The organism is Salinicola sp. MIT1003 (assembly GCF_001858555.1).
In the GTDB taxonomy this organism is placed as follows: Bacteria; Pseudomonadota; Gammaproteobacteria; order Pseudomonadales; family Halomonadaceae; genus Salinicola; species Salinicola salarius.
This window is the reverse complement of the sequence record NZ_MCAP01000060.1, coordinates 21,925-42,322: the sequence shown is the minus strand read 5'-3', so window position 1 is coordinate 42,322 and position 20,398 is coordinate 21,925. Positions and strand designations below refer to the sequence as shown.

General features: G+C 63.0%; 16 protein-coding genes. 6 read left to right on the top strand and 10 right to left on the bottom strand.

The window, feature by feature from the left end:
* Positions 1 to 127: 127 nt before the first annotated feature.
* The 6 genes from BC443_RS17635 to BC443_RS17610 form a co-directional block, all read right to left on the bottom strand.
* On the bottom strand, positions 128 to 1,306 hold the full coding sequence (locus BC443_RS17635) for a cupin domain-containing protein (RefSeq protein WP_071233192.1): 1,179 nt from the start codon (positions 1,304 to 1,306) through the stop codon (positions 128 to 130).
* 30 nt (positions 1,307 to 1,336) lie between these two features.
* Positions 1,337 to 2,701: an adenylosuccinate lyase gene (gene purB / locus BC443_RS17630; RefSeq protein ID WP_071233267.1), complete on the bottom strand. Its 1,365-nt coding sequence runs from the start codon at positions 2,699 to 2,701 to the stop codon at positions 1,337 to 1,339.
* A 67-nt stretch (positions 2,702 to 2,768) separates the two neighbouring features.
* Positions 2,769 to 3,413: a high frequency lysogenization protein HflD gene (hflD, locus tag BC443_RS17625; RefSeq protein WP_071233191.1), complete on the bottom strand. Its 645-nt coding sequence runs from the start codon at positions 3,411 to 3,413 to the stop codon at positions 2,769 to 2,771.
* Positions 3,410 to 4,651 carry a tRNA 2-thiouridine(34) synthase MnmA gene (gene mnmA, locus BC443_RS17620; RefSeq protein ID WP_083387500.1) on the bottom strand — a complete coding sequence of 414 codons (1,242 nt, stop codon included), beginning with the start codon at positions 4,649 to 4,651 and terminating at the stop codon, positions 3,410 to 3,412. The genes hflD and mnmA overlap by 4 nt, the downstream gene beginning before the upstream one ends.
* Positions 4,652 to 4,839: 188 nt before the next feature.
* Positions 4,840 to 5,289: an NUDIX hydrolase gene (locus BC443_RS17615; protein ID WP_071233190.1), complete on the bottom strand. Its 450-nt coding sequence runs from the start codon at positions 5,287 to 5,289 to the stop codon at positions 4,840 to 4,842.
* Positions 5,290 to 5,432: 143 nt separating this feature from the next.
* Positions 5,433 to 6,038, bottom strand: a complete 606-nt coding sequence (locus BC443_RS17610; protein WP_071233189.1) for a pseudouridine synthase — start codon at positions 6,036 to 6,038, stop codon at positions 5,433 to 5,435.
* Between the two features lie 305 nt (positions 6,039 to 6,343).
* On the opposite strand from BC443_RS17610, the gene clpS reads away from it, so the two are divergent.
* Entirely contained in the window at positions 6,344 to 6,679 is a 336-nt protein-coding gene (gene clpS, locus BC443_RS17600) for an ATP-dependent Clp protease adapter ClpS (protein WP_247643325.1), read from the top strand.
* A gap of 112 nt (positions 6,680 to 6,791) precedes the next feature.
* A complete protein-coding gene (clpA, locus tag BC443_RS17595; protein WP_071233187.1) occupies positions 6,792 to 9,056 on the top strand; it encodes an ATP-dependent Clp protease ATP-binding subunit ClpA in 2,265 nt (754 codons plus the stop codon).
* Positions 9,057 to 9,238: 182 nt separating this feature from the next.
* Here clpA and infA read toward each other — a convergent pair whose 3' ends face one another.
* The 3 genes from infA to aat form a co-directional block, all read right to left on the bottom strand.
* Entirely contained in the window at positions 9,239 to 9,457 is a 219-nt protein-coding gene (gene infA, locus BC443_RS17590; protein ID WP_013332816.1) for a translation initiation factor IF-1, read from the bottom strand.
* 279 nt (positions 9,458 to 9,736) lie between these two features.
* Positions 9,737 to 10,495, bottom strand: coding sequence for an arginyltransferase (locus BC443_RS17585; RefSeq protein ID WP_071233186.1), 759 nt, complete (start codon positions 10,493 to 10,495; stop codon positions 9,737 to 9,739).
* The gene (gene aat / locus BC443_RS17580; RefSeq protein ID WP_071233265.1) at positions 10,492 to 11,184 is read right to left on the bottom strand and encodes a leucyl/phenylalanyl-tRNA--protein transferase; all 693 of its coding nucleotides are present in this window, start codon (positions 11,182 to 11,184) and stop codon (positions 10,492 to 10,494) included. Before aat ends, BC443_RS17585 begins: the two co-directional genes overlap by 4 nt.
* 145 nt (positions 11,185 to 11,329) lie before the next feature.
* Between aat and BC443_RS17575 the strand changes: the two genes are divergently transcribed.
* The 3 genes from BC443_RS17575 (at position 11,330) to lolA (ending at position 18,093) form a co-directional block, all read left to right on the top strand.
* Positions 11,330 to 13,363 carry a methyl-accepting chemotaxis protein gene (locus tag BC443_RS17575; RefSeq protein WP_071233185.1) on the top strand — a complete coding sequence of 678 codons (2,034 nt, stop codon included), beginning with the start codon at positions 11,330 to 11,332 and terminating at the stop codon, positions 13,361 to 13,363.
* 304 nt (positions 13,364 to 13,667) lie between these two features.
* A complete protein-coding gene (locus BC443_RS17570) occupies positions 13,668 to 17,282 on the top strand; it encodes a DNA translocase FtsK 4TM domain-containing protein (protein ID WP_071233264.1) in 3,615 nt (1,204 codons plus the stop codon).
* A gap of 154 nt (positions 17,283 to 17,436) precedes the next feature.
* Entirely contained in the window at positions 17,437 to 18,093 is a 657-nt protein-coding gene (gene lolA, locus BC443_RS17565; RefSeq protein ID WP_071233184.1) for an outer membrane lipoprotein chaperone LolA, read from the top strand.
* Positions 18,094 to 18,177: 84 nt separating this feature from the next.
* Here lolA and BC443_RS17560 read toward each other — a convergent pair whose 3' ends face one another.
* Complete coding sequence (locus tag BC443_RS17560) at positions 18,178 to 19,530, bottom strand: replication-associated recombination protein A (protein ID WP_071233183.1); 1,353 nt, start codon at positions 19,528 to 19,530, stop codon at positions 18,178 to 18,180.
* A gap of 303 nt (positions 19,531 to 19,833) precedes the next feature.
* Between BC443_RS17560 and BC443_RS17555 the strand changes: the two genes are divergently transcribed.
* Positions 19,834 to 20,376 carry a hemerythrin domain-containing protein gene (locus BC443_RS17555; protein WP_071233263.1) on the top strand — a complete coding sequence of 181 codons (543 nt, stop codon included), beginning with the start codon at positions 19,834 to 19,836 and terminating at the stop codon, positions 20,374 to 20,376.
* Positions 20,377 to 20,398: the final 22 nt, after the last annotated feature.

Sequence of the window (20,398 nt, the reverse complement as noted above, 5' to 3'; positions counted from 1 at the left end):
CCGGGTACACTGAATCAATACATTAAAACAGTGTTCTAAAATGCGTCCAGTACAGAATGTCTTCCACGACACTACGTCTCTCTACTCGGAGTGTAGGCATCGCTGCCACTGCCTCTGATGATCCTGATCACTGATCATCTTCCTCGGGTACGCTCAAGCTACCGCTATCGACGAGAGCGGCGAGCAAGGATTCGCTGCCCGGAAACTCGAGCACCTTCGCGTCGAGGCGAGGGTTCGCCGACAGATACTGCGCCAGCTCGAGATCGCAGACGATGGCGTCTCCGTCGGCGAACAGCGTGGCTTGGGCGTCATCCAGCCGGCGCCAGGCAAAGCGCGAGCCGAGACTGTGGGCCAACTCGCTGCCGCTCTCCAGGGCGGCTCGAAGATCGTTCGGATCGCTCGGGGACTCGGGCGGGATCAACTGATCCAGGTACTTGGGCTGGGTCATGGCGCGACCGAACCATTGCGCCATCTGTTCCGGCCTGTCGATGGCATCCAGCAGCAAGGCGCGGACACGGGCGATCGCCTGATCGTCCAGTTCGCCGATGGCGGCCGGCGGCTGCAGATCGGAATCGCCATAGCGCTGACTGTCGCCGAGTTGCTCGCCGATATAGTCGGCAAACGAGGTCACGACCTCGTCGCTGGAGGGCGCCCGGAAGCCGATCGAGAAGGTCAGGCAGTCGTCGGCGTCGCTGATGCCATGATGAGCGACGCCGGGGGGCAGATAGAGCATGTCGCCCGGCTCCAGCACCCAGTCCTGGTCGGCTTCGACGGTGAAGTCTTCCAGAATCCGCAGATCGATACCGGGAATCAGCCTGGCGTCGTTACCGGGCGTGCCGCCCAGTTGCCAGCGACGCCGGCCGCTGGCCTGCAGCAGGAAGACATCGTACTGATCGACGTGCGCGCCCACGCTGCCGCCAGGCGGGGCGTAGCTGACCATGATGTCGTCGAGGCGCCAGCGCGGTATGAAGTCGAACGCTTCCAGCAGCTCGGCGACTTCGGGCACATAGTGATCGACAGCCTGCACCAGCAGCGACCAGCCGCTGACCGGCAGGCGCGAGAAAGTCTCCTCGTCGAACGGGCCATGGCTGACCTGCCACGCCTTGTCGGGGCCATGCTCCTCGACCAGCCTGGCTTCGATGCCTTCCTCGCAGGCCAGGCCCGCCAGATCGTCCGGCTCCAGTGGCGAGACGAAGCCGGGCAGTGCGCCGCGGATCAGCAGCGGCGATTTCTGCCAGTGCTGGCTGAGAAACTGGGCGGGCGTGAGGCCGCCGAGCAGGGTGCGGGGCGAGTTGGCCGACGTCATATCGATCTCCAGTTGGGTATCGTTGAGGGCTTAAAGCGCTTTGGCCTGATCGATGGCGTTACCGATGTAGCTTGCCGGTGATAGCGCCTTGAGCTCGATCTTGACTTCGTCCGGCAGGGCGAGCGTGTCGATGAAGGCGGCAAAACCGGCCTGGTCGATGCGCTTGCCGCGGGTCAGTTCCTTGAGTTTCTCGTAGGGCTTTTCGATCCCGTAGCGGCGCATGACAGTCTGGATCGGCTCGGCCAGCACTTCCCAGCTCTGGTCCAGGTCGTCGTCGAGACGCTGCGGATTGGCCTCGAGCTTGCCGATACCCTTGAGCGAGGCTTCGTAGGCAATCAGCCCATAGGCCAGGCCGACGCCGAGATTGCGCAGCACGGTGGAGTCGGTCAGATCACGCTGCCAGCGGGAGATCGGCAACTTGCGGGCCAGGTGATCGAGCAGCGCGTTGGCCAGCCCCAGATTGCCTTCGGAGTTCTCGAAGTCGATCGGGTTGACTTTGTGCGGCATCGTGGAGGAGCCGATCTCCCCGGCAACGGTGCGTTGCTTGAAGTAGCCCAGCGAGATGTAGCCCCACACGTCGCGATCGAAGTCGATCAGGATGGTGTTGAAGCGGCTGATGGCATCGAACAGCTCCGCGATGTAGTCGTGGGGTTCGATCTGGGTGGTATAGGGGTTGAACGTGAGCCCGAGCGATTCGACGAACATGCGGGCGTTGTCGGCCCAGTCGATCTCCGGATAGGTCGCCAGGTGAGCGTTGTAGTTGCCCACGGCGCCGTTGATCTTGCCCAGCAGTTCCACCGACTCGATCTGCTTGAGCTGGCGCTGCAGGCGGTAGGCGACATTGGCCATCTCCTTGCCCAGCGTCGTGGGGCTGGCGGTCTGGCCATGGGTACGCGACAGCATCGGCTGTTCGGCATGCTCGTGCGCCAGCTTGGCGATGGCATCGTGAACCTGATGCATCGTCGGCAGCAGCGTGGCCAGGCCGTCGCGCATCATCAGGGCATAGGAAAGGTTGTTGATGTCCTCGCTGGTACACGCGAAGTGAACGAATTCGGTGATGGCGTGCAGCTCGGGCTGGTCGGCAATCGCTTCCTTGAGGAAGTACTCGACGGCCTTGACGTCGTGGTTGGTCGTGCGTTCGATGGTCTTGATGCGTTCGGCATCGGCGATGGAAAATTCCTTCACCAGCTTGTCCAGAAACGCCTGTGCCCCTGCGGAAAGTGGCGGCACTTCGGCGATACCGGGATGGGCCGCCAATCGTTCGAGCCAGCGCACCTCGACGGTGACGCGAGCCCGGATCAGGCCGAACTCGCTGAAATGTTCGCGTAGCGGCGCGGCTTTGGCTGCGTAGCGGCCATCGACGGGGGAGAGGGCGGTCAATGCGGAAAGTTCGATCATCTTGGGTTCCCGAAGGCTCGCACGAGCTCGAAGCTCGCGGTTAACGAATTCATGGGGCTCGACATCAGTGGGCGTCGAGCTCGCGCAGCGTGCGCCTGATGGCGCCGCGCTGGAAAATCAGACGCCAGCGGCGGCCGCCCTGCTGATGCCATAGCAGGGCGAAGCGCACGCCGGCGAGAAGGGCGGTGCGGATACGTTCCGGCATCATTCGGCTCTGCAGCAGGCTGGGCTCGCCCTGCACCACGATCCGGTAGCGAAAGGTGGAAAGCGTCTCCTGATACAGCTCGCCGAGACTGGCGATGACGTTCTCGTGCGTCTCGCCGAAATGTTCCGCCTGGCCCTGGATTCGGCCGAGACGCTGGCCGAGGGTGCTCATCATGGCATCGTCCTTGCGTAGCCGTTGCATCAGCAACACCATCGAGAAGCCGTAGCGCATCACCGCAGGCTGGGCATGCTGGCGGGACATCACCGCGAGCAGGGTATCGATGCCCAGGCGCAGGTTGTTGTGATGGCCGCCGTAGATCGATTCGAAACTCGGCGGGTTGGTATCCAGCGTCGCGCGGAGCAGCGTGTTCCAGGCGCGTTCGTCGCACTGGCCGGTACGGGCGAGCTGATCGACCACGGAAGCCGCCTGAAAGACACCGGCCAGGGCCAGCGCCTGCCGGCCATTGCTGTCGAGCGGTGCCGATTGAATGGGCGTTGGATTCATGCCGAACGCTGGCTCCCCGTCGTTGCGGTAAGGTTGGTGTCGGGCCGCGCTGCGCCGGTCAATTCGGCGACGGCCGCCGTATCGGCGGTCTCGGTGGCGCGGATGACAGCGCCACCGAGACACACGTCGCCATCGTAGAGCACCAGCGATTGGCCGGGCGTGACCGCCCGCTGAGGCTCATCGAAGCGAACCTCGATCTCGCCATCGGCCAGCAGTGTCACCTCGCAGGCGACGTCCTGCTGGCGATAGCGGGTCTTTGCACTGAGACGCGACTTCGCCGGCGGTTCGCCCGCCACCCAGGCTGCCGGCTCGCAGTACACGACATCGCTGTAAAGCAGCGGATGTTCGCCCTGGACGACGATCAGGACGTTGCGCTCGAGATCCTTGGCGGCGACGAACCACGGTTCTTCACTGTGATCCTTGAGACCACCGATACCCAGGCCGCGTCGCTGCCCCAGGGTGTAATACATCAGCCCCATGTGCTCGCCGACTAGATCGCCTTCCGGCGTCTCGATGCGGCCGGGCTGGGCGGGCAGGTACTGCTTGAGGAAGTCGCTGAAGCGGCGTTCACCGATGAAGCAGATGCCGGTGGAATCCTTCTTGCGCGCCGTGGCCAGGCCGTGACGTTCGGCCAGCGCCCTGACCTCGGGCTTTTCCAGTTCGCCTACGGGGAACAGCGTGCGTGCGATGGCATCGCCGGGAACGGCATGCAGGAAATAGCTCTGGTCCTTGTTGCCATCGAGACCCTTGAGCAGTTGCGCCCGGCCATCGGCATCGTCGGCACCTCGGCGAACGTAGTGGCCGGTGGCGATCAGATCCGCGCCGAGCATCTCGGCGTAGTCGAGGAAGACCTTGAACTTGATCTCGCGGTTGCAAAGGATATCCGGATTCGGCGTGCGGCCTGCCTGATACTCCGCCAGGAAGTGCTCGAAGACGTTATCCCAGTATTCGGCGGCGAAATTGGCCGTGTGCAGCTTGATGCCTAGCGTATCGCTGACCGCCTGTGCATCGGCCAGATCCGCCATCGCCGTACAGTACTCGGTGCCGTCGTCCTCGTCCCAGTTCTTCATGAACAGGCCTTCGACGTGATAGCCCTGCTGGATCAGCAGCAACGCAGTCACGGAGGAATCGACGCCCCCCGACATGCCGACGATGACCTTCTTGGCCTTCTCGTGGGACGGCAAGTCGCCTGCGTTGGGTGAGCGCACGCTATCGCTGGGCAAGCTGTCAGTGGTCATGGCGATTCCCGAGGACAGGTGAAGGCGGGCGATGACATCGGATGCGCCGACGGCTGGGCGCGACGAAACGGGCGCCGCCCTGAATAAATGACCCGGGATTATAGCCGAAAGCGGGTCTGGGCATCGAGCCTGACAGTATTCCCCGCCACGCGAGCGGCTCTCGACCGCACTTGGACGCGGGACCGGTCTCAGCGCTCGCGAATGAGATCGAGCGGGTAGCGGCGGCCGTCACGCGCGTCACGCAATCGCTGCATCACCACCGGGCTGCGCAGGCGGCGGCTGCGATCGAGATCGTCGATTTCGTCGTAGGTCAGCCAGTGAGCGCCGATGATCCCCTTGTCGAGCGGATTGCCCAGATGCGCCAGCGGCAGGCTGATGAAGGCGTGGCTATGGAACGTGAGGCCATCCGAAGTCTGGTGAACGTAGAGTCCCAGGTAATCGGTGATGGCGATCTGCCAGGCGGACTCTTCGCGAACTTCGCGTTCGGCCGCGGCGATCAGGCGCTCGCCGCGCTCCAGATGACCGGCAGGCTGGTTGAACAGACTGAACGGCCCGCCGCGATCCTCTTCCACCATCAGGTAACGACCGGCCCGTTCCACGATCACGGCAACGGTCACGCGGGGTGTCCAGCGATTCATTTCTTCATTCTCCCAACTCGGTGCGCGGCCCTCGACACCGGGCCACGGGGTTCAGCCGATCATACCCGGTCTGGGGCAATTCGAAAGCCCGCGGTCGGAAGAAGGGCTGCGGCGCGAGGGCCGGAACGGGAACGGCATGGCGGTCATCGAGTGCGCCGTGGCTTCGATCGCGGGTTCCGGTCCTGTCGCGGTGAGCGCTTGCGGGGGGCGTTCACGGTCTCGCTGCGCCAGTCTCCGGGCTGCAGATCGCCCAGTCGCCATGGACCGATGGCGGCGCGAATCAGGCGTAGCGTCGGGTGGCCGACATGCGCCGTCATGCGACGTACCTGTCGATTGCGCCCTTCGCGCAGCTCGATTTCCAGCCAGGTCGTGGGGATGGACTCCCGATAGCGAACCGGCGGGACCCGTGGAGCGGGCTCTGGCCGGGTCAATCGTCGAACCCTGGCGGGCCGGGTCGGGCCGTCTTTCAGTGTGACGCCCTGTCGTAACGCCTCGAGCGCAGCGTCGTCAGGCGCTCCCTCGACCTGCACCCAGTACTGCTTCGGTAATTTGTGACGGGGGTCGCTGATATGGTGGATCAGGGCGCCATCGTCGGTCAGCAGCAGCAGGCCTTCGGAGTCGTAATCGAGGCGTCCGGCTGGATAGACGTCGGGAACCTGCAGATAGTCGGCCAGGGTGGAACGCCCTTGATCATCGGTAAACTGACAGAGCACATGATAGGGCTTGTGCAATAGATAGATTCGACTCATGCCGGGTCGCCAACGCTCCTCTTGAATAGCCGCGACGGTGATATCGCGGCCACGATGCCATGGCGGTAGCGGCCTGTCGCGACTATTTTCAGTGAAGGCTTGCATACGGGCTCTATCGGCCGCATCTTCAGGGAACCTCGGGCCTTCGATGGTATCCAATACCTGACCCAGTCCCACTTGATGTACCCGACCCACTTGATGTACCCGAGCCGATGCATCCAGGGACTCATCCAGATCGTGCCAACAACCGTATGTCAGAGATCGTAGATAGAGTGTCGTTGTACCTTTCCAGGGAGCCGGCGCGCATGGGTATGACACGCCCTCCCGACCCTGATCACGAAGAGCAGGGCGATGTCGCCGAGCAGGTGTCCGACCCGCAACTGGCGCCGCCGCCGATGTACAAGGTCGTGCTGTACAACGATGACTACACGCCGATGGAGTTCGTTGTCGAGGTGCTGCAGCGGTTCTTCGCCATGGATAGCGAGAAGGCGGTTCAGATCATGCTGGCCGTCCATACCCAGGGAAAGGCGACCTGCGGCATCTTTACCCGCGATATCGCGGAGACCAAGTGCCATCAGGTCAATGAATATGCAAGAGAGTGCGAGCATCCTCTCATGTGTGACGTGGATGCCGCAGAGTAGGACGCGGACACACATCGTCGACGCTTTTGTCTTCGAAGACTTGCGAAACCGCTGTTTGTGCCCGATTGTGAAAGTGCCGACCGACGCCCTCAGTGGCTAAAAGGGGACTGCCATGTTGAGTAAAGAACTTGAACTCACCCTGAACACGGCCTTCACCGTGGCGCGCTCCAAGCGACACGAGTTTATGACCGTGGAGCACCTGCTGCTGGCGCTTCTCGATAATGCCTCGGCAGCCGATGTGCTGAATGCCTGTGGGGCGAATCTGGAAAAGCTTCGTGCCGATCTGCAGGATTTCATCAATTCCACGACGCCGCTGATTCCCGAAGAGCAGGACGATCGGGAAACGCAGCCGACGCTGGGCTTTCAGCGCGTGCTTCAGCGTGCCGTTTTCCACGTCCAGTCTTCCGGCAAGAGCGAGGTGACCGGCGCCAATGTGCTGGTGGCGATCTTCTCCGAGCAGGAGAGTCAGGCCGTCTATTTCCTCAAGCAGCAGAGCGTGGCCCGGGTCGATGCGGTGAACTACATCGCCCACGGCATTTCCAAGGTGGCCGGTCATGGCCAGGCCCAGCAGCCTTCCCAGGAGTCCGAGGAGGGCGAAGAGGCGGCCACCGAAAACGGCCAGAGCCCGCTGAGCAACTACGCCACCAACCTCAACGATCAGGCCCGTCTGGGCAAGATCGATCCGTTGATCGGACGTGACCACGAACTCGAGCGTGTGGTGCAGATCCTGGCACGCCGACGCAAGAACAACCCGCTGCTGGTGGGTGAAGCGGGTGTCGGCAAGACCGCCATCGCCGAGGGGCTGGCCAAGCGTATCGTCGAGGAGGACGTGCCGGACGTCATTGCGGATGCGGTGGTCTATTCGCTCGACATGGGCGCATTGCTGGCCGGCACCAAGTATCGGGGCGACTTCGAGAAGCGCCTGAAAGGGCTGCTGGCCGAGCTTCGCAAGCAGGACAACTCGATCCTGTTCATCGACGAGATCCATACGGTGATCGGCGCGGGCGCCGCTTCCGGCGGGGTCATGGATGCGTCCAACCTGCTCAAGCCGCTGCTCTCTTCCGGTGAGCTGCGCTGCATCGGTTCGACCACGTTCCAGGAATTCCGCGGCATCTTCGAGAAGGATCGGGCACTGGCGCGTCGTTTCCAGAAGGTAGACGTGCCGGAACCGACCGTCGAGGACACCATCCGCATCCTCAAGGGGCTGCGCGGCCGCTTCGAAGAACATCATCAGTTGAAATACACCGACGGTGCGCTGGAAAGTGCCGCGCGGCTGGCTGACCGGTATATCAACGATCGTCATCTCCCCGACAAGGCGATCGACGTCATCGACGAAGCCGGCGCGCATCAGCGTCTGCTGCCGCCGGAGGCGCGGATTGCCACGATCGATGTCGATCAGGTCGAGGCCGTGGTGGCTTCCATCGCGCGGATTCCGCCCAAGAGCGTGTCCAGCTCGGATCGCAAGCTGCTCTCCAACCTGGAGCGCGATCTGAAGATGCTGGTCTTCGGCCAGGATGAGGCGATCACCAGCCTGTCCGCCGCGATCAAGCTGTCCCGTGCCGGGCTCAAGTCGCCGGACAAACCGGTGGGCAGTTTCCTGTTCGCCGGGCCGACCGGCGTCGGCAAGACCGAAGTGGCACGGCAGCTGTCCCATCTGATGGGCATCGAGCTGGTTCGCTTCGACATGTCGGAGTACATGGAGCGTCACACGGTATCGCGCCTGATCGGCGCCCCGCCGGGATACGTGGGCTACGATCAGGGCGGTCTGTTGACCGAGGCGATCAACAAGCAGCCGCATTGCGTGCTGTTGCTCGACGAGATCGAGAAGGCGCACCCCGAGGTCTTCAATCTGCTGCTGCAGGTCATGGACCACGGTCGCCTGACCGACAACAACGGCCGCGAGGCGGACTTCCGCCATGTGATCATCATCATGACGTCCAACGCCGGAGCCGAGCAGATCTCGCGTCGTTCGATCGGGTTCCAGACGCAGGATCACTCTACCGATGGCATGGAAGTGATTCGCCGAACGTTTACGCCGGAGTTCCGTAACCGTCTCGATGGGATCATTCAGTTCCACGGCCTCGAGCCTTCCATCGTCCGCAACGTGGTCGACAAGTTCCTGGTCGAACTGCAGGCCCAACTGGACGAGAAGCGCGTGCAACTCGACGTCGACGAAGACGCTCGTGTCTGGCTTGCCCAGAAGGGTTACGATCCGGAGATGGGGGCGCGGCCGATGGCGCGCGTCATTCAGGAAAAGCTCAAGAAGCCATTGGCAGAGATGATCCTGTTCGGCGATCTGGCCGACAACGGCGGCATCGTGCACGTGCGGGTCGAAAACGACGAGCTGCAGCTGGAGACCGAGGCCGAAGTCGCCTGACGGCGCAACGTCTCGATCCCGCGGAAACGATAACGCCTCGCCATGGCAACATGGCGAGGCGTTTTTCGATTCGTGTCATCTCATCTCACCCGTCTGACGCAAGACTACGATGTCAGATGTTTTTTCAGGATGACGGGCAAGGCCGCCAAAGCAGGGCGGGAAGCGCGAGATGGGCTCGCGAATTAGCGCGAACGGTAGACGATGCGGCCTTTGGAGAGGTCGTAGGGAGTCAGCTCTACCTTGACCTTGTCACCGGTCAGGATGCGGATGTAGTTCTTGCGCATCTTGCCGGAAATGTGGGCGGTCACGACGTGGCCGTTTTCCAGTTCAACGCGGAACATGGTGTTGGGAAGCGTGTCGACGACCACGCCTTCCATTTCGATATGATCTTCTCGTGCCATATAGGCGATCCCTCTTGAACGTTGTGAGCATGGGCTTGGTATGAGGGCCTGGCATGGCGCCGCACGGTCGTCAATCGACGTGAGATAACGCGAATGGCAGTGTTGCCATCCACGTCGTCATCTATCAGCCGCGCTTGGGCCTCTGAAGTGCGCGATATTATGGGCCATCTCGTCAGGGAAGGCAAAAATCCCGCTTGAAATCGCGCTAAAAGGCCATTCGGGGAATGACGCTGTCGTTCGTCGACATGCAAAGTTGCCCGCGCCGGGTTCCCTGCGCTTCTAGGAAAATGCTGTTGCCGGGATCACGCGTTGCCAGCGGCCGCCGCTGAGATACTCGAGTGGCTGGTAATCCTGCTTGTAACGCATTTTTTGGCACGCCTGGATCCAGTAACCCAGGTAGACGTGGGGGAGGTGGCGCTTACGTGCCAGCTCGATCTGGCTGAGGATGGCAAAGCTGCCCAGCGAGCGCCGCTCGAAAAGCGGATCGGGATCGAAGAAGGTGTAGATCGCCGACAGGCCATGGCTGAGCATGTCCGTGGCAGCGACTGCCATCAGATGATCACCCAGTCGACATTCCAGCAGCTTGGCGAACGGATGGGTCTGGGCCAGAAACATCCGGTACTGCTCCCGGCTCGGCGGGAACATGTCGCCATCCGCATGCCGGGCGCGAATATAACGAGCGTAGAGAGCATAGTGCTGCTCGTCGAATTCGGCCGGTCGCAGCCTGAGTGTCAGATCCTGGTTGCGATTGATCAGCTTGCGCTGCGTCCGCGATGGGGTGAAGTCGTCGACCGGGATTCTGACCGAAGTGCACGCGCTGCAGCTCTCGCAGTGGGGGCGATAAAGGTTGCTGCCGCTGCGCCGAAAGCCCAGTAGCGTGAGCGCATCGTAAACCTCCGGGGCGACCGTCTCCTGAGGATCGAGAAATAGGGTCGTTGCCTCCCGCCCCTCCAGGTAGCTACAGGGGTGGGGAACCGTCAGGAAGAAACGAAGATCGCGTGCCTGACGCTGCGGGTTGCTCGCATTGTCGCTGCTCACGTTGACTCCGTCGGCCAGAGGCTGGCCGGGTTGGGTGCGTTGACGTTCTTCTCAAGGTAGTCGAGGAATGTCTCCCGGGCGATGTCTCTGGCACCCATGCTGGCCAGATGGGGCGTATGCATCTGGCAGTCGATCAACGCGAAGTCGTGACGCTGAAGGTGTCGCGCCAAATGCACCAGCGCTACCTTCGAAGCATCGGCAACCTGGCTGAACATCGATTCGCCGAAAAAGACGCGCCCGATCGACAGCCCGTACAACCCGCCGACCAGCGTCTGCGCCTGCCAGACTTCGACGCTGTGCGCATGCCCCAGGCGGTGAAGATCCACGTAGGCTTTCCGCATGGCGTCGTCGATCCAGGTGCCTTCGGCATCGGCGCGGGTTTCGGCGCAAGCGGCGATGACACGCGGGAAGGCACGGTCGAAGCTGACTTCGAAGCCACCGTTGCGCAGTCGTTTGTCCAGGCTTCGGCGGACGCGTATCTCCTCAGGGAACAGCACCATACGTGGATTTGGCGACCACCACAGAACTGGCTGGCCCTCGGCATACCAGGGGAAGATGCCCTGTCGATAGGCACACAACAGCCAGTCGGAGCTCAGCGCGCCTCCTGCGGCTAGCAGACCGTCGGGTTCATCGAGCGCCTGGGAGACTGGCGGGAAGGCGACGATATGTGGCGATAACCAGGGCAGCATGCGTTTGGCCGGACAAGAGAGCGGCCAACAGCATAGCAAACCTCGAAAGGTGTGATGCCTTTTGCATCTTTCGTCGCGAGTGTCATCAAGATTGTCTTCGCCGCCGCCGATAAGGGCCTTGATTCCTTCAATCTCGGAAACCACCATGGCTGCATTTCGACAGCGCCTTCGCCGTGCCGGCATCGGTACCAAACTGGCCCTTATCGTTGCCTTTCTTCAAGCCGCCGTGCTCATGGGGCTGGCCTTCGCCATGGCCCAGGCGAGTACGACGCAACTGCGCGAAGCCACGACGCATGAATTGAAAACCCAGCAGGATTCCATCGGCGGCATGTTGTCGCTTTTCAATTACAGCCTGCAGCAACAGGCAGATCGGTTCCTGAAGATTCTGTCGGATCAGTATTCGGGGCGCTTCGCATTGAGCCCTGACCAGCTCATCGAGGTCGCGGGGCGTCAGACGCCGACGCTCAAGGATGGTCTCGAAGTTCTCAACGACAACACCTGGAAGCTCGATCGCTTCAACAATCAGACGGGTACGCCAGCGACGATCTTCGCGCGCGACGGGGACGATTTCGTGCGCATTTCCACGTCTCTCAAGAACGAGAACGGCGAGAGAGCGATGGGAACGTTGCTCAGTCGAGACTCTAAGAGCTACGCCAGGCTGATGGCGAATCAGCCTTACACGGGTTTGACCACGCTTTTCGGCACCGACTACATCACCAAGTATCAGCCCATTCAGGATAAAGATGGCAAGGTCGTCGGTGCGATGTTCGTGGGCGTGGATGTCAGTGCCGAGATGGCTCAGGTCCAGGATCGCATTCGTAAAACGGGCATCGGTGATGCTGGCTACACCATGCTGATCTCAGCAGCCGGTGACCAGCAGGGAGAGGTCATCGCCGGTGGGCCCTACGAGGGGCAGAACGTGTTGAATGGCGAGATGGGAGATCTTTTCGCACCGCTGTTCGAGGCGTCATCCGGCGAGGTCGAGTATACCGCCAGTAGTGGCGAAGGGCGGCTAGTGCTCTACTCGCGCTATCCCGAGTGGCAATGGGTCGTGGCCGGTTCGGTCTCGGTCGATGAAATGCAGGCAGGAGTGATGGCGGCGCGGGATCGCTTCCTGCTGATTTCGCTTGCGCTGGCCGCGGCGCTGAGTCTGGCGCTTTACTGGATCGTCAAGCGGCTGGTGACTCGGCCCATGAATCGTGCTGTCGGCCTGGCCCGGGCGCTGGCGGAGGGAGATCTGTCACGGCGTATCGAGACGCGACGGCATGATGAAATCGGACAACTGGTCGCTGCCATGAATGGCATCGGTGATGGACTCGAGCGCATCGTGGGGCAAGTACGTACTGCGGTTGCGCAGACCGAGAGCCATACCCGGGAGCTGACCTCCGGCAACACCGAGCTGGCGTCGCGCACCGAATCCCAGGCGGCGAGCCTCGAGCAGACCGCCGCCAGTACCGAAGAGATCAACGCGACGGTTCGTCAGAATGCGCAACGGGCGCAGGAAGGCGATGAACAGGCACAGCGAACCGTGGCGGCAGCGGGTGAGGCGCAGAGCACCGTCGAGGCAACGGCAGAGGCAATGCAGCGCATCGTCGGCATGGCGACGCAGATATCCGAAGTGGTGGGCGTGATCGATGGCATCGCCTTCCAGACCAACCTGCTGGCGTTGAACGCCTCCGTCGAAGCCGCTCGGGCCGGCGAGCATGGCCGCGGTTTCGCCGTGGTGGCTCAGGAAGTCCGGAGTCTGGCGGAACGCTGCACGACCTCGGCGCAGGAGATCAAGGCGCTGATCGGCAAGACTGTCAGCGAGGTCGACAGTGGCAACCTGCGCGCCGCCGAGGCGGGGCAGCGGGTCACCGAGATCGTGTCCCAGGTCGAGCGCATCAGCACGTTGATTTCGGAGATCCGGCTGGCATCCGAAGAGCAATCCCACGGTATCGAACAGATCAATGTGGCGATTTCGCAGATCGACGAGACCACTCAGAGCAATGCCGCGCTGGTGCGCCAGTCCAGCGTATCGACCCGACAATTGAACGAGCAGAGTCGGCAGTTGGCAGAGACCGTTTCGCTGTTCCGGTTGCGTAGCACACCGCAGAGCCAGACAGAAACGCCTGCGGCTGTCTCGCGTTCGGCCGAGACAGGGCGGCGATTGACGGCCGACGAGCCTCTGCCGAGTTGATCTGGCGCCACGCAGATCATGAGTCCCATGACCTGCGTGCGCCCCCTGTGATGTCGGCGCGGCCCCCGGTATGATGGCGGGTTGAAGAGGTCGGGCCCATCAGCGGTTCGGCCGTTGATCGTCAATGCCGCGAGCGGAATGGAATGCCGCCAGCGGCGTGGCTGCCGATCGTGTTACGCCACGCCGGATCGGGCGCGAGGGGGTTGATCATTTGAGTGCCAAAAGTTCGGCCAAGAGTTCGGCCAAGAAAGGCCGTCGTCCACTAACGCAAGCGCAAGCCAAGGAGCAGGCCCGCCACGTGATCATGCGCCTACAGGGCGTGACTCGCGAAGGTGCCGTGATTCTGTTGCTTGCCATCTGCGTGTTCCTGCTGTTGGCGCTGTTCAGCTACACGCCGACGGACCCGGGCTGGTCCCATAGCGGGCCGGATCAGTCGGTTTCCAACTGGATGGGCAGGATCGGTGCCTGGCTATCCGATGTGCTCTATTCGCTGTTCGGCGCCAGTGCGCTGTGGTGGCCAGGCATGTTTGGCCTGGGCGCCTGGCGACTGATGCGCCAGACCCAGGTGCAGATCGCCTGGGACCCCATGGCGCTCGCCGTTCATACCGGCGGGCTCGTGCTGCTGTTGATGAGCACGACCACGCTGGGCGACCTGCATTTCTACAACGCTGCCAGCGATCTTCCCAACCAGGCGGGCGGCATTCTCGGCCGTGGTATCGCCGGTTCTCTCGGCTCGCTGGTCGGTGTGCGAGGCACCACGCTGATCGCCATCGCGGCATTCATGTGCGGCTTCACGCTGTTTTCCGGCATGTCCTGGTTGACGGTGATGGATGAGCTTGGTAGCTCGCTCAATCGGCTGTTCCATTGGATGAAAGCTCGCGCTGGCGAGCGTCGCGAGGCTCGGGAAACCCGTCGCCTCGACAAGGCCGAGGCACGCAGTGCGGCCGCCGATGATGCGGCAGCGGCGGACGATGCCCTGGACGAAGAAGACGCGCCGCGCCGGAGCGCGTGGTGGGCCAGGGTGCTGCCCTGGAGCTGGCTGCCCTGGAACAGGGCGCCGGATCTGGAACAGTGGGAAGACGAAGACGCGTACGCCGATCGACCAGTCCGGCAGGAGCCTGCCTGGGAAAGCGCCGTTGGGGCGGCCACCGACGGAGGCGAGCGTCGCGACACCTCGATGTGGCGTCATGACGGTCGTACGGATATTCCGTGGGATGTTCCGGCGCGAACGCCGTCTGCCAAACGGCCTGAAGCTTCCTATACCGCTCGCCAGCAGCGTGACGAAGCCCGCGAGCCCACGCTGGGGCGGCTACCGGGCGAGGAGCCCGACGTACCGCAGCGAACGGCGCCGGCCCCTCGCCTTGGAGGCGAGGTCTCGGCACGGCAGCCATCTTTCGCCGAGCCAGGGCCGGGCAGAATATCGGCAACCGATGATTCGACGAGTGCCGTCGCTGCCTCGTCGGCGATCTCGGCCGCCGAGGCTCGGGACAAGCCGGATGCCGGGGAGGAATTCCGGCCGGAAAGCGCGCCGTTCCGTGCCGATGTCACCCGGCGACGCATTCCCGATGCCTTTCAAGCGCCAGCAGGCGAGCCTTCGCCCATGTCTCCGACTCTCCGGGACGACACCGACGAGCGCCAGCACGGTGAGGAATTCCGGCACGGCGAAGCGTTCCGGTACGGAGAAGAGCCCCGAGTTGACGACGAGAGCCGCCAGCCGCAGGAACCCGCGCAGAGCGAGCCTTCGCTCTCCGCAAGCGACGAGGACGCGCCGACCCAGCAGTGGGGAATTCGCGCGGAACGCCAGGAGCCGATGTCGAATTGGGGGTCCGTAACCGCCTCCCAGGTCGACGAACCGGCAATGGATACTGAAGCACCGGTCATCGACACCGAAAAACCGATAACCGATATCGAAGGATCGGCAATGGCATCGGACGAGGCGTTCTCGTCCGAGCCGGCAGACGTTCAGCCCCGACATTCGGGCATCAACTGGCGGGAAGTCGAAGCGGACAGCGGCGAGATACCCTCGGAGCCGATGATCTCTTCATCGCCATCGCCATCGCCATCGCCATCGCCATCGCCATCACCATCATCAGTGCCAGCGCAGGAACCTAGCCGTTCAGTTGCCGAGCGAACACCGCAGCGCCAGGAACCGCGCTTCGATATCGACGACGATCAGGCATCCGTGAGCGGCGGCGACAGGCGCGAGAGCAGAGGCGAGAGAGGCGAAAGCATGGCCGCCGGGCTCTCGGCGGCGCCGCAGCCTTCGCCAGCGCCGACGTCGACGCCCCCGAGCGAGGGGCGGCTGGCGACGGCGGCCCAAGCCAGGGCTGCCGCCGATGACCAGCCGACACTGTGGACCGTCGAGCACCTGCAGAGCCAGCGCCCGGTCATGGACGATCTGCCGGAGCCGAGCGGCGATCTGCCATCGATCCGCCTGACCACGCCCGCCGATCCGGAGCAGCCCAACTATACGCCGGAGCAGCTGGCCGACATGGCCGATCTGCTCGAGATGCGGCTGCGCGAATACGGCGTCAAGGCGGAAGTGGTCGAGACCTGGCCGGGGCCGGTCATCACCCGCTTCGAGATCCGCCCGGCGGCCGGCGTGAAGGTTTCCAAGATCAGCAACCTGGCCAAGGATCTGGCACGCTCGCTGATGGTGAAGAGCGTGCGCGTGGTCGAGATCATTCCCGGCAAGCCGACGGTGGGGATCGAGATTCCCAACCCCAACCGGGCCATGATTCGCATTCGCCAGGTGCTGGATTCCGACGTCTACCAGAACGCTGAGTCGCCGGTCACGCTGGCGCTGGGGCAGGACATCGGCGGCAAGCCGGTAGTCGCCAACCTCAACAAGATGCCTCACCTGCTGGTCGCCGGCACCACCGGCTCCGGTAAATCGGTGGGGATCAATACCATGCTCGTGTCGATGTTGCTCAAGGCAACGCCGGACGAGGTGCGCATGATCATGGTCGATCCCAAGATGCTCGAGCTGTCCGTCTATGACGGTATTCCGCATCTGCTGGCGCCCGTCGTCACCGACATGAAGGAGGCAGCCAACGCCTTGCGCTGGTGCGTTGCCGAAATGGAGCGGCGCTACAAGCTGATGGCGGCCATGGGCGTGCGCAACATCGCCGGCTTCAATGCCAAGCTCGACGAAGCCGAAAGTCACGGCGCCCAGGTGCAGGACCCGTTGTGGGAGCCGCAGCCCTGGGAAATGCACGAGCAGCCGCCGGTGCTCGACAAGCTGCCGTACATCGTGGTGGTAATCGACGAATTCGCCGACATGTTCATGATCGTCGGCAAGAAGGTCGAAGAGTTGATCGCGCGCCTGGCCCAGAAGGCGCGTGCGGCCGGTATCCACCTGATCCTGGCTACACAGCGGCCTTCGGTCGACGTGGTGACGGGGCTGATCAAGGCCAATATCCCGACGCGCATGGCGTTCCAGGTATCGTCCAAGATCGATTCGCGCACCATCCTCGATCAGGGCGGGGCCGAGAATCTGCTGGGCCACGGCGACATGCTCTACCTGCCGGCCGGCGCTGGCATGCCGCAGCGTGTGCATGGCGCCTTCGTCGATGACGACGAGGTGCATCGCATCGTCGAGGACTGGAAACGTCGTGGCGAGCCCGAGTACATCGAGGAGATCCTGTCCGGCGGTGTCTCCGCCGACGCCCTGGCCGGGCTCGAGGCCGATGGCGGCGGCGATGGCGAAGACGCCGAGCAGGATGCGCTCTACGACGAAGCCGTGCAGTTCGTCACCGAGACGCGCCGCGCCTCCATCTCCGCCGTCCAGCGTCGCTTCAAGATCGGCTACAACCGCGCCGCCCGACTGGTGGAAGCGATGGAGCAGGCCGGTGTCGTCTCCTCGATGGGCACCAATGGCTCGCGGGAGGTTCTCGCGCCACCGCCGGTCGGCCATTGATCGAGAGCTGACGGCCACGGGGTGAGGTAAACCCTGTGGCCGTTTTGCTGTCTCAGCAATGACCACGATGTTTTCACGTCATTACCACAATGATTCCACGCCATTGATCCACGATCGTCGATGAGAGTTCGACGATTCACGATAAGGAATGCCCATGCGCAAGATGAAGAGGTTGGCTTTCGCCGGATCGCTGTTGCTGGCGCCGGTGTTGATGACGCAGACCGCGCTGGCGGACCAGGCTTCCGCCGACCGCCTGACCCATCTGCTGGAGCCACTGAAGACCTACTCCGCGGACTTCGAACAGCAGATCCTGGATGCCTCGGGTTCGAGCCTGCAGGACACCAGCGGGCACATGTGGTTGTCGCGTCCCGGGCATTTCCGCTGGGAAGTGAACGAGCCGTACCGCCAGTTGGTGGTCTCCGACGGCAACGAAGTCTCGCTCTACGACCCGGATCTCGAGCAGGTCACCATTCAGCCGCTGGACGATCGCGTCACGCATACGCCTGCGCTGCTGCTCTCCGGAAGTGCCTCGGAGCTCTCCGACAATTATGACGTGTCCCGTCAGCAGCAGGGCGCCAGCGAGACCTTTACCCTGGTCCCGCAGGCCAACGATACCCTGTTCGAACAGCTCAAGCTGACCTTCTACAGCGAGAAGCTCGATGCGTTGCAGATGACCGACAGCACCGGCCAGCGCACGGCCATCGACTTCGACAACGCGCAGACCAATATCGATATCGATCCCGCCCAGTTCCAGTTCCAGGCGCCCGAAGATGCCGACGTGATCCGCGAGCAGGCGCCCGCGACGCCCTGACCCTATCGCTTTTCGGTCGACTCGCCCCCGTCGTGTCCGTCACGGCGGGGGCGAATGCGTTCGGGGAAGCGTCTGATTTGCCAATCAGGACTCGTTGTCCGCCTGCCGATCCAGTTCGGCACGCCATGCCTGCATCTGCTGGAAGCGCTTTTCCTGGCCGTAGTCGCTGGGATCGTAGAAACGCACGCGAGGCAGGTTCGACGGCCAGCAGTCATGTTCGGTGCCGGCGGGGTAACCATTGGGTTCGTTGTGGGCATATCGATAGCCGTCGCCGTAACCGAGCGACGACATCAGTTGGGTAGGCGCATTGCGCAGGTAGACCGGCACTTCCAGGTCGGGATGCTCGGCGACGAACGCCTTGGCCTGGCTCCAGGCCTGGTCGATCCGATTGCTCTTGGGGGCGATCGCCAGGTGGATCGCGGCATGGGCGATGGCGCGCTGCCCTTCGTAGTCGCCCAGTCGCAGATAGGCGTCCCATGCCGCCATGACCAGCGGTAGCGCGCGGGGATCGGCGTTGCCCACATCTTCCGAAGCAATCGCGGCCAGGCGCCGGACGATGTCCAGCGGATCGCCGCCGCCGCTGATGAACTGGGCGATGTACAGCAATGCCGAATCGGGGCGCGAAGAGCGCACCGACTTGTGAACGGCCGAGAGCAGGTCGTAATAGTGCTCCCCCTGCTTGTCGAAGGCCGCGCCCTGATGGCCGATCACTTCGATCACGGCATCCCGATCGAGATGTTCGCCATGCTCGTCGGCCTTGGCGAAATCGCAGGCGGTTTCCAGCAGGCCCAGGGCGCGGCGGGCATCCCCGGACGCTGCGCGGGCGAGAATCGAGAGCGTCTCGTCGCTGGCGCGGATGTTGCGCGCACCCAGGCCCAGCGTCTCGTTGCCGAGTGCGCGCTTCAGGACCGTGATCAGCTCGCTCTCGTCGAGTGTCTTCAACACGTAGACCCGGGCGCGGGAGAGTAGCGCCGAATTGACCTCGAACGACGGATTCTCGGTAGTGGCGCCGATCAGCGTGAGCAGGCCGGATTCGACATGGGGCAGCAGGGCGTCCTGTTGGCTCTTGTTGAGACGGTGGATCTCGTCGAGAAAGAGCAGGGTCTGGCGTTCGCGCATCTGGCCTTCCCGCGCCCGCTCGACCGCTGCACGGATGTCCTTGACGCCGGCCATGACGGCAGACAACTGCTCGAGCCGGGCGCCGGAGGCTTCCGCCAGGATTTCGGCCAGCGTCGTCTTGCCGACGCCCGGCGGCCCCCACAGGATCATCGAGCGCACGCTGGCGGTTTCCGCCATGCGCCGCAGCGGCTTGCCGGGCCCGACCAGGGCCTGCTGCCCGACGTAATCCTCCAGCCGGCGCGGCCGCATGCGGTAGGCGAGAGGGGCGTTGTCGGTGCGGGAGGCACCTCGAGAGGTGTCGTCGGCAAAAAGGTCCATGGCATCTTCCAGGCTGGCTGACGGCAGCGAAACGGTACATTTCGCTACAGCGATTCAGACGTTAGGCGTAGAGCGTTTATCGTAAAAACCGCTAGGGTATGAAATTCTAGCGTGTCGTCGATTGCCGACCCAACCGATCCTTGGCAGGCACAGGCGGCACGCTGACACTTGGACATTGGCACTTGGTGGCGAAGTCCAGGACAGTATGCGTTCCAGCGCAACCATGGCAACAAGCACTACACTAGGCTGACAAGGCGGTGTTAACCGACATCGCGCTTCACGGACAGGAGACACACCATGCCCATGCTGACCCAATTGCGTCAGGACCATGCCAACATGGCGCGCCTGCTGCATGTGTTGCAACTCAAGCACAAGACGCTGGCTGACGGTGATCGCCCCGACTTTCGTCTGATTCGGGAAGTCGTGGATTATATCCTCGACTACATGAACGGCTTCACGATCCCGCTGGAGCGTATCTGCAGCGATCGACTGGTGGCCCGGGAATCCCGGATCAACGAACTGACCGAGCGCCTGGCCAGCGATTATCAGCACCTTCATCAGCAGTTGATGCGGCTCTCCCAGGACATCGACATGATTCTCATGGACGGGGTAATGCCGATGGACAAGTTCGCCGACGATCTCAAGGTCTATCTCGAAGCGCACCGGGCCTACCTGCGGGCCGAACGTGAAGAGCTGTTCCCGCTGATCCGGGAGCATCTCGACGAAGACGACCTGGCACGGCTCGCCGCCGAACTGCCTGCACAGGCCGGCGCCGAACTAGCGCGGTTGCAGGAAGCCTACCCGGAGCTGTACACCGAATTTCGCGAGGCACCTTCGCCACTGTAGCCCCGGCGTGGCTCGATTTCGC

Excerpts from the sequence above, each read along its gene's own strand:
- clpS (WP_247643325.1), top strand. The coding sequence starts at position 6,344 with ATGGGTATGACACGCCCTCCCGACCCTGATCACGAAGAGCAGGGCGAT.
- BC443_RS17610 (WP_071233189.1), bottom strand. The coding sequence starts at position 6,038 with ATGAGTCGAATCTATCTATTGCACAAGCCCTATCATGTGCTCTGTCAG.
- hflD (WP_071233191.1), bottom strand. The coding sequence starts at position 3,413 with ATGAATCCAACGCCCATTCAATCGGCACCGCTCGACAGCAATGGCCGG.
- clpA (WP_071233187.1), top strand. The coding sequence starts at position 6,792 with ATGTTGAGTAAAGAACTTGAACTCACCCTGAACACGGCCTTCACCGTG.
- BC443_RS17575 (WP_071233185.1), top strand. The coding sequence starts at position 11,330 with ATGGCTGCATTTCGACAGCGCCTTCGCCGTGCCGGCATCGGTACCAAA.
- BC443_RS17635 (WP_071233192.1), bottom strand. The coding sequence starts at position 1,306 with ATGACGTCGGCCAACTCGCCCCGCACCCTGCTCGGCGGCCTCACGCCC.
- mnmA (WP_083387500.1), bottom strand. The coding sequence starts at position 4,651 with ATGACCACTGACAGCTTGCCCAGCGATAGCGTGCGCTCACCCAACGCA.
- lolA (WP_071233184.1), top strand. The coding sequence starts at position 17,437 with ATGCGCAAGATGAAGAGGTTGGCTTTCGCCGGATCGCTGTTGCTGGCG.
- BC443_RS17555 (WP_071233263.1), top strand. The coding sequence starts at position 19,834 with ATGCTGACCCAATTGCGTCAGGACCATGCCAACATGGCGCGCCTGCTG.
- BC443_RS17615 (WP_071233190.1), bottom strand. The coding sequence starts at position 5,289 with ATGAATCGCTGGACACCCCGCGTGACCGTTGCCGTGATCGTGGAACGG.
- BC443_RS17560 (WP_071233183.1), bottom strand. The coding sequence starts at position 19,530 with ATGGACCTTTTTGCCGACGACACCTCTCGAGGTGCCTCCCGCACCGAC.
- aat (WP_071233265.1), bottom strand. The coding sequence starts at position 11,184 with ATGCTGCCCTGGTTATCGCCACATATCGTCGCCTTCCCGCCAGTCTCC.
- infA (WP_013332816.1), bottom strand. The coding sequence starts at position 9,457 with ATGGCACGAGAAGATCATATCGAAATGGAAGGCGTGGTCGTCGACACG.
- BC443_RS17570 (WP_071233264.1), top strand. The coding sequence starts at position 13,668 with ATGCGCCTACAGGGCGTGACTCGCGAAGGTGCCGTGATTCTGTTGCTT.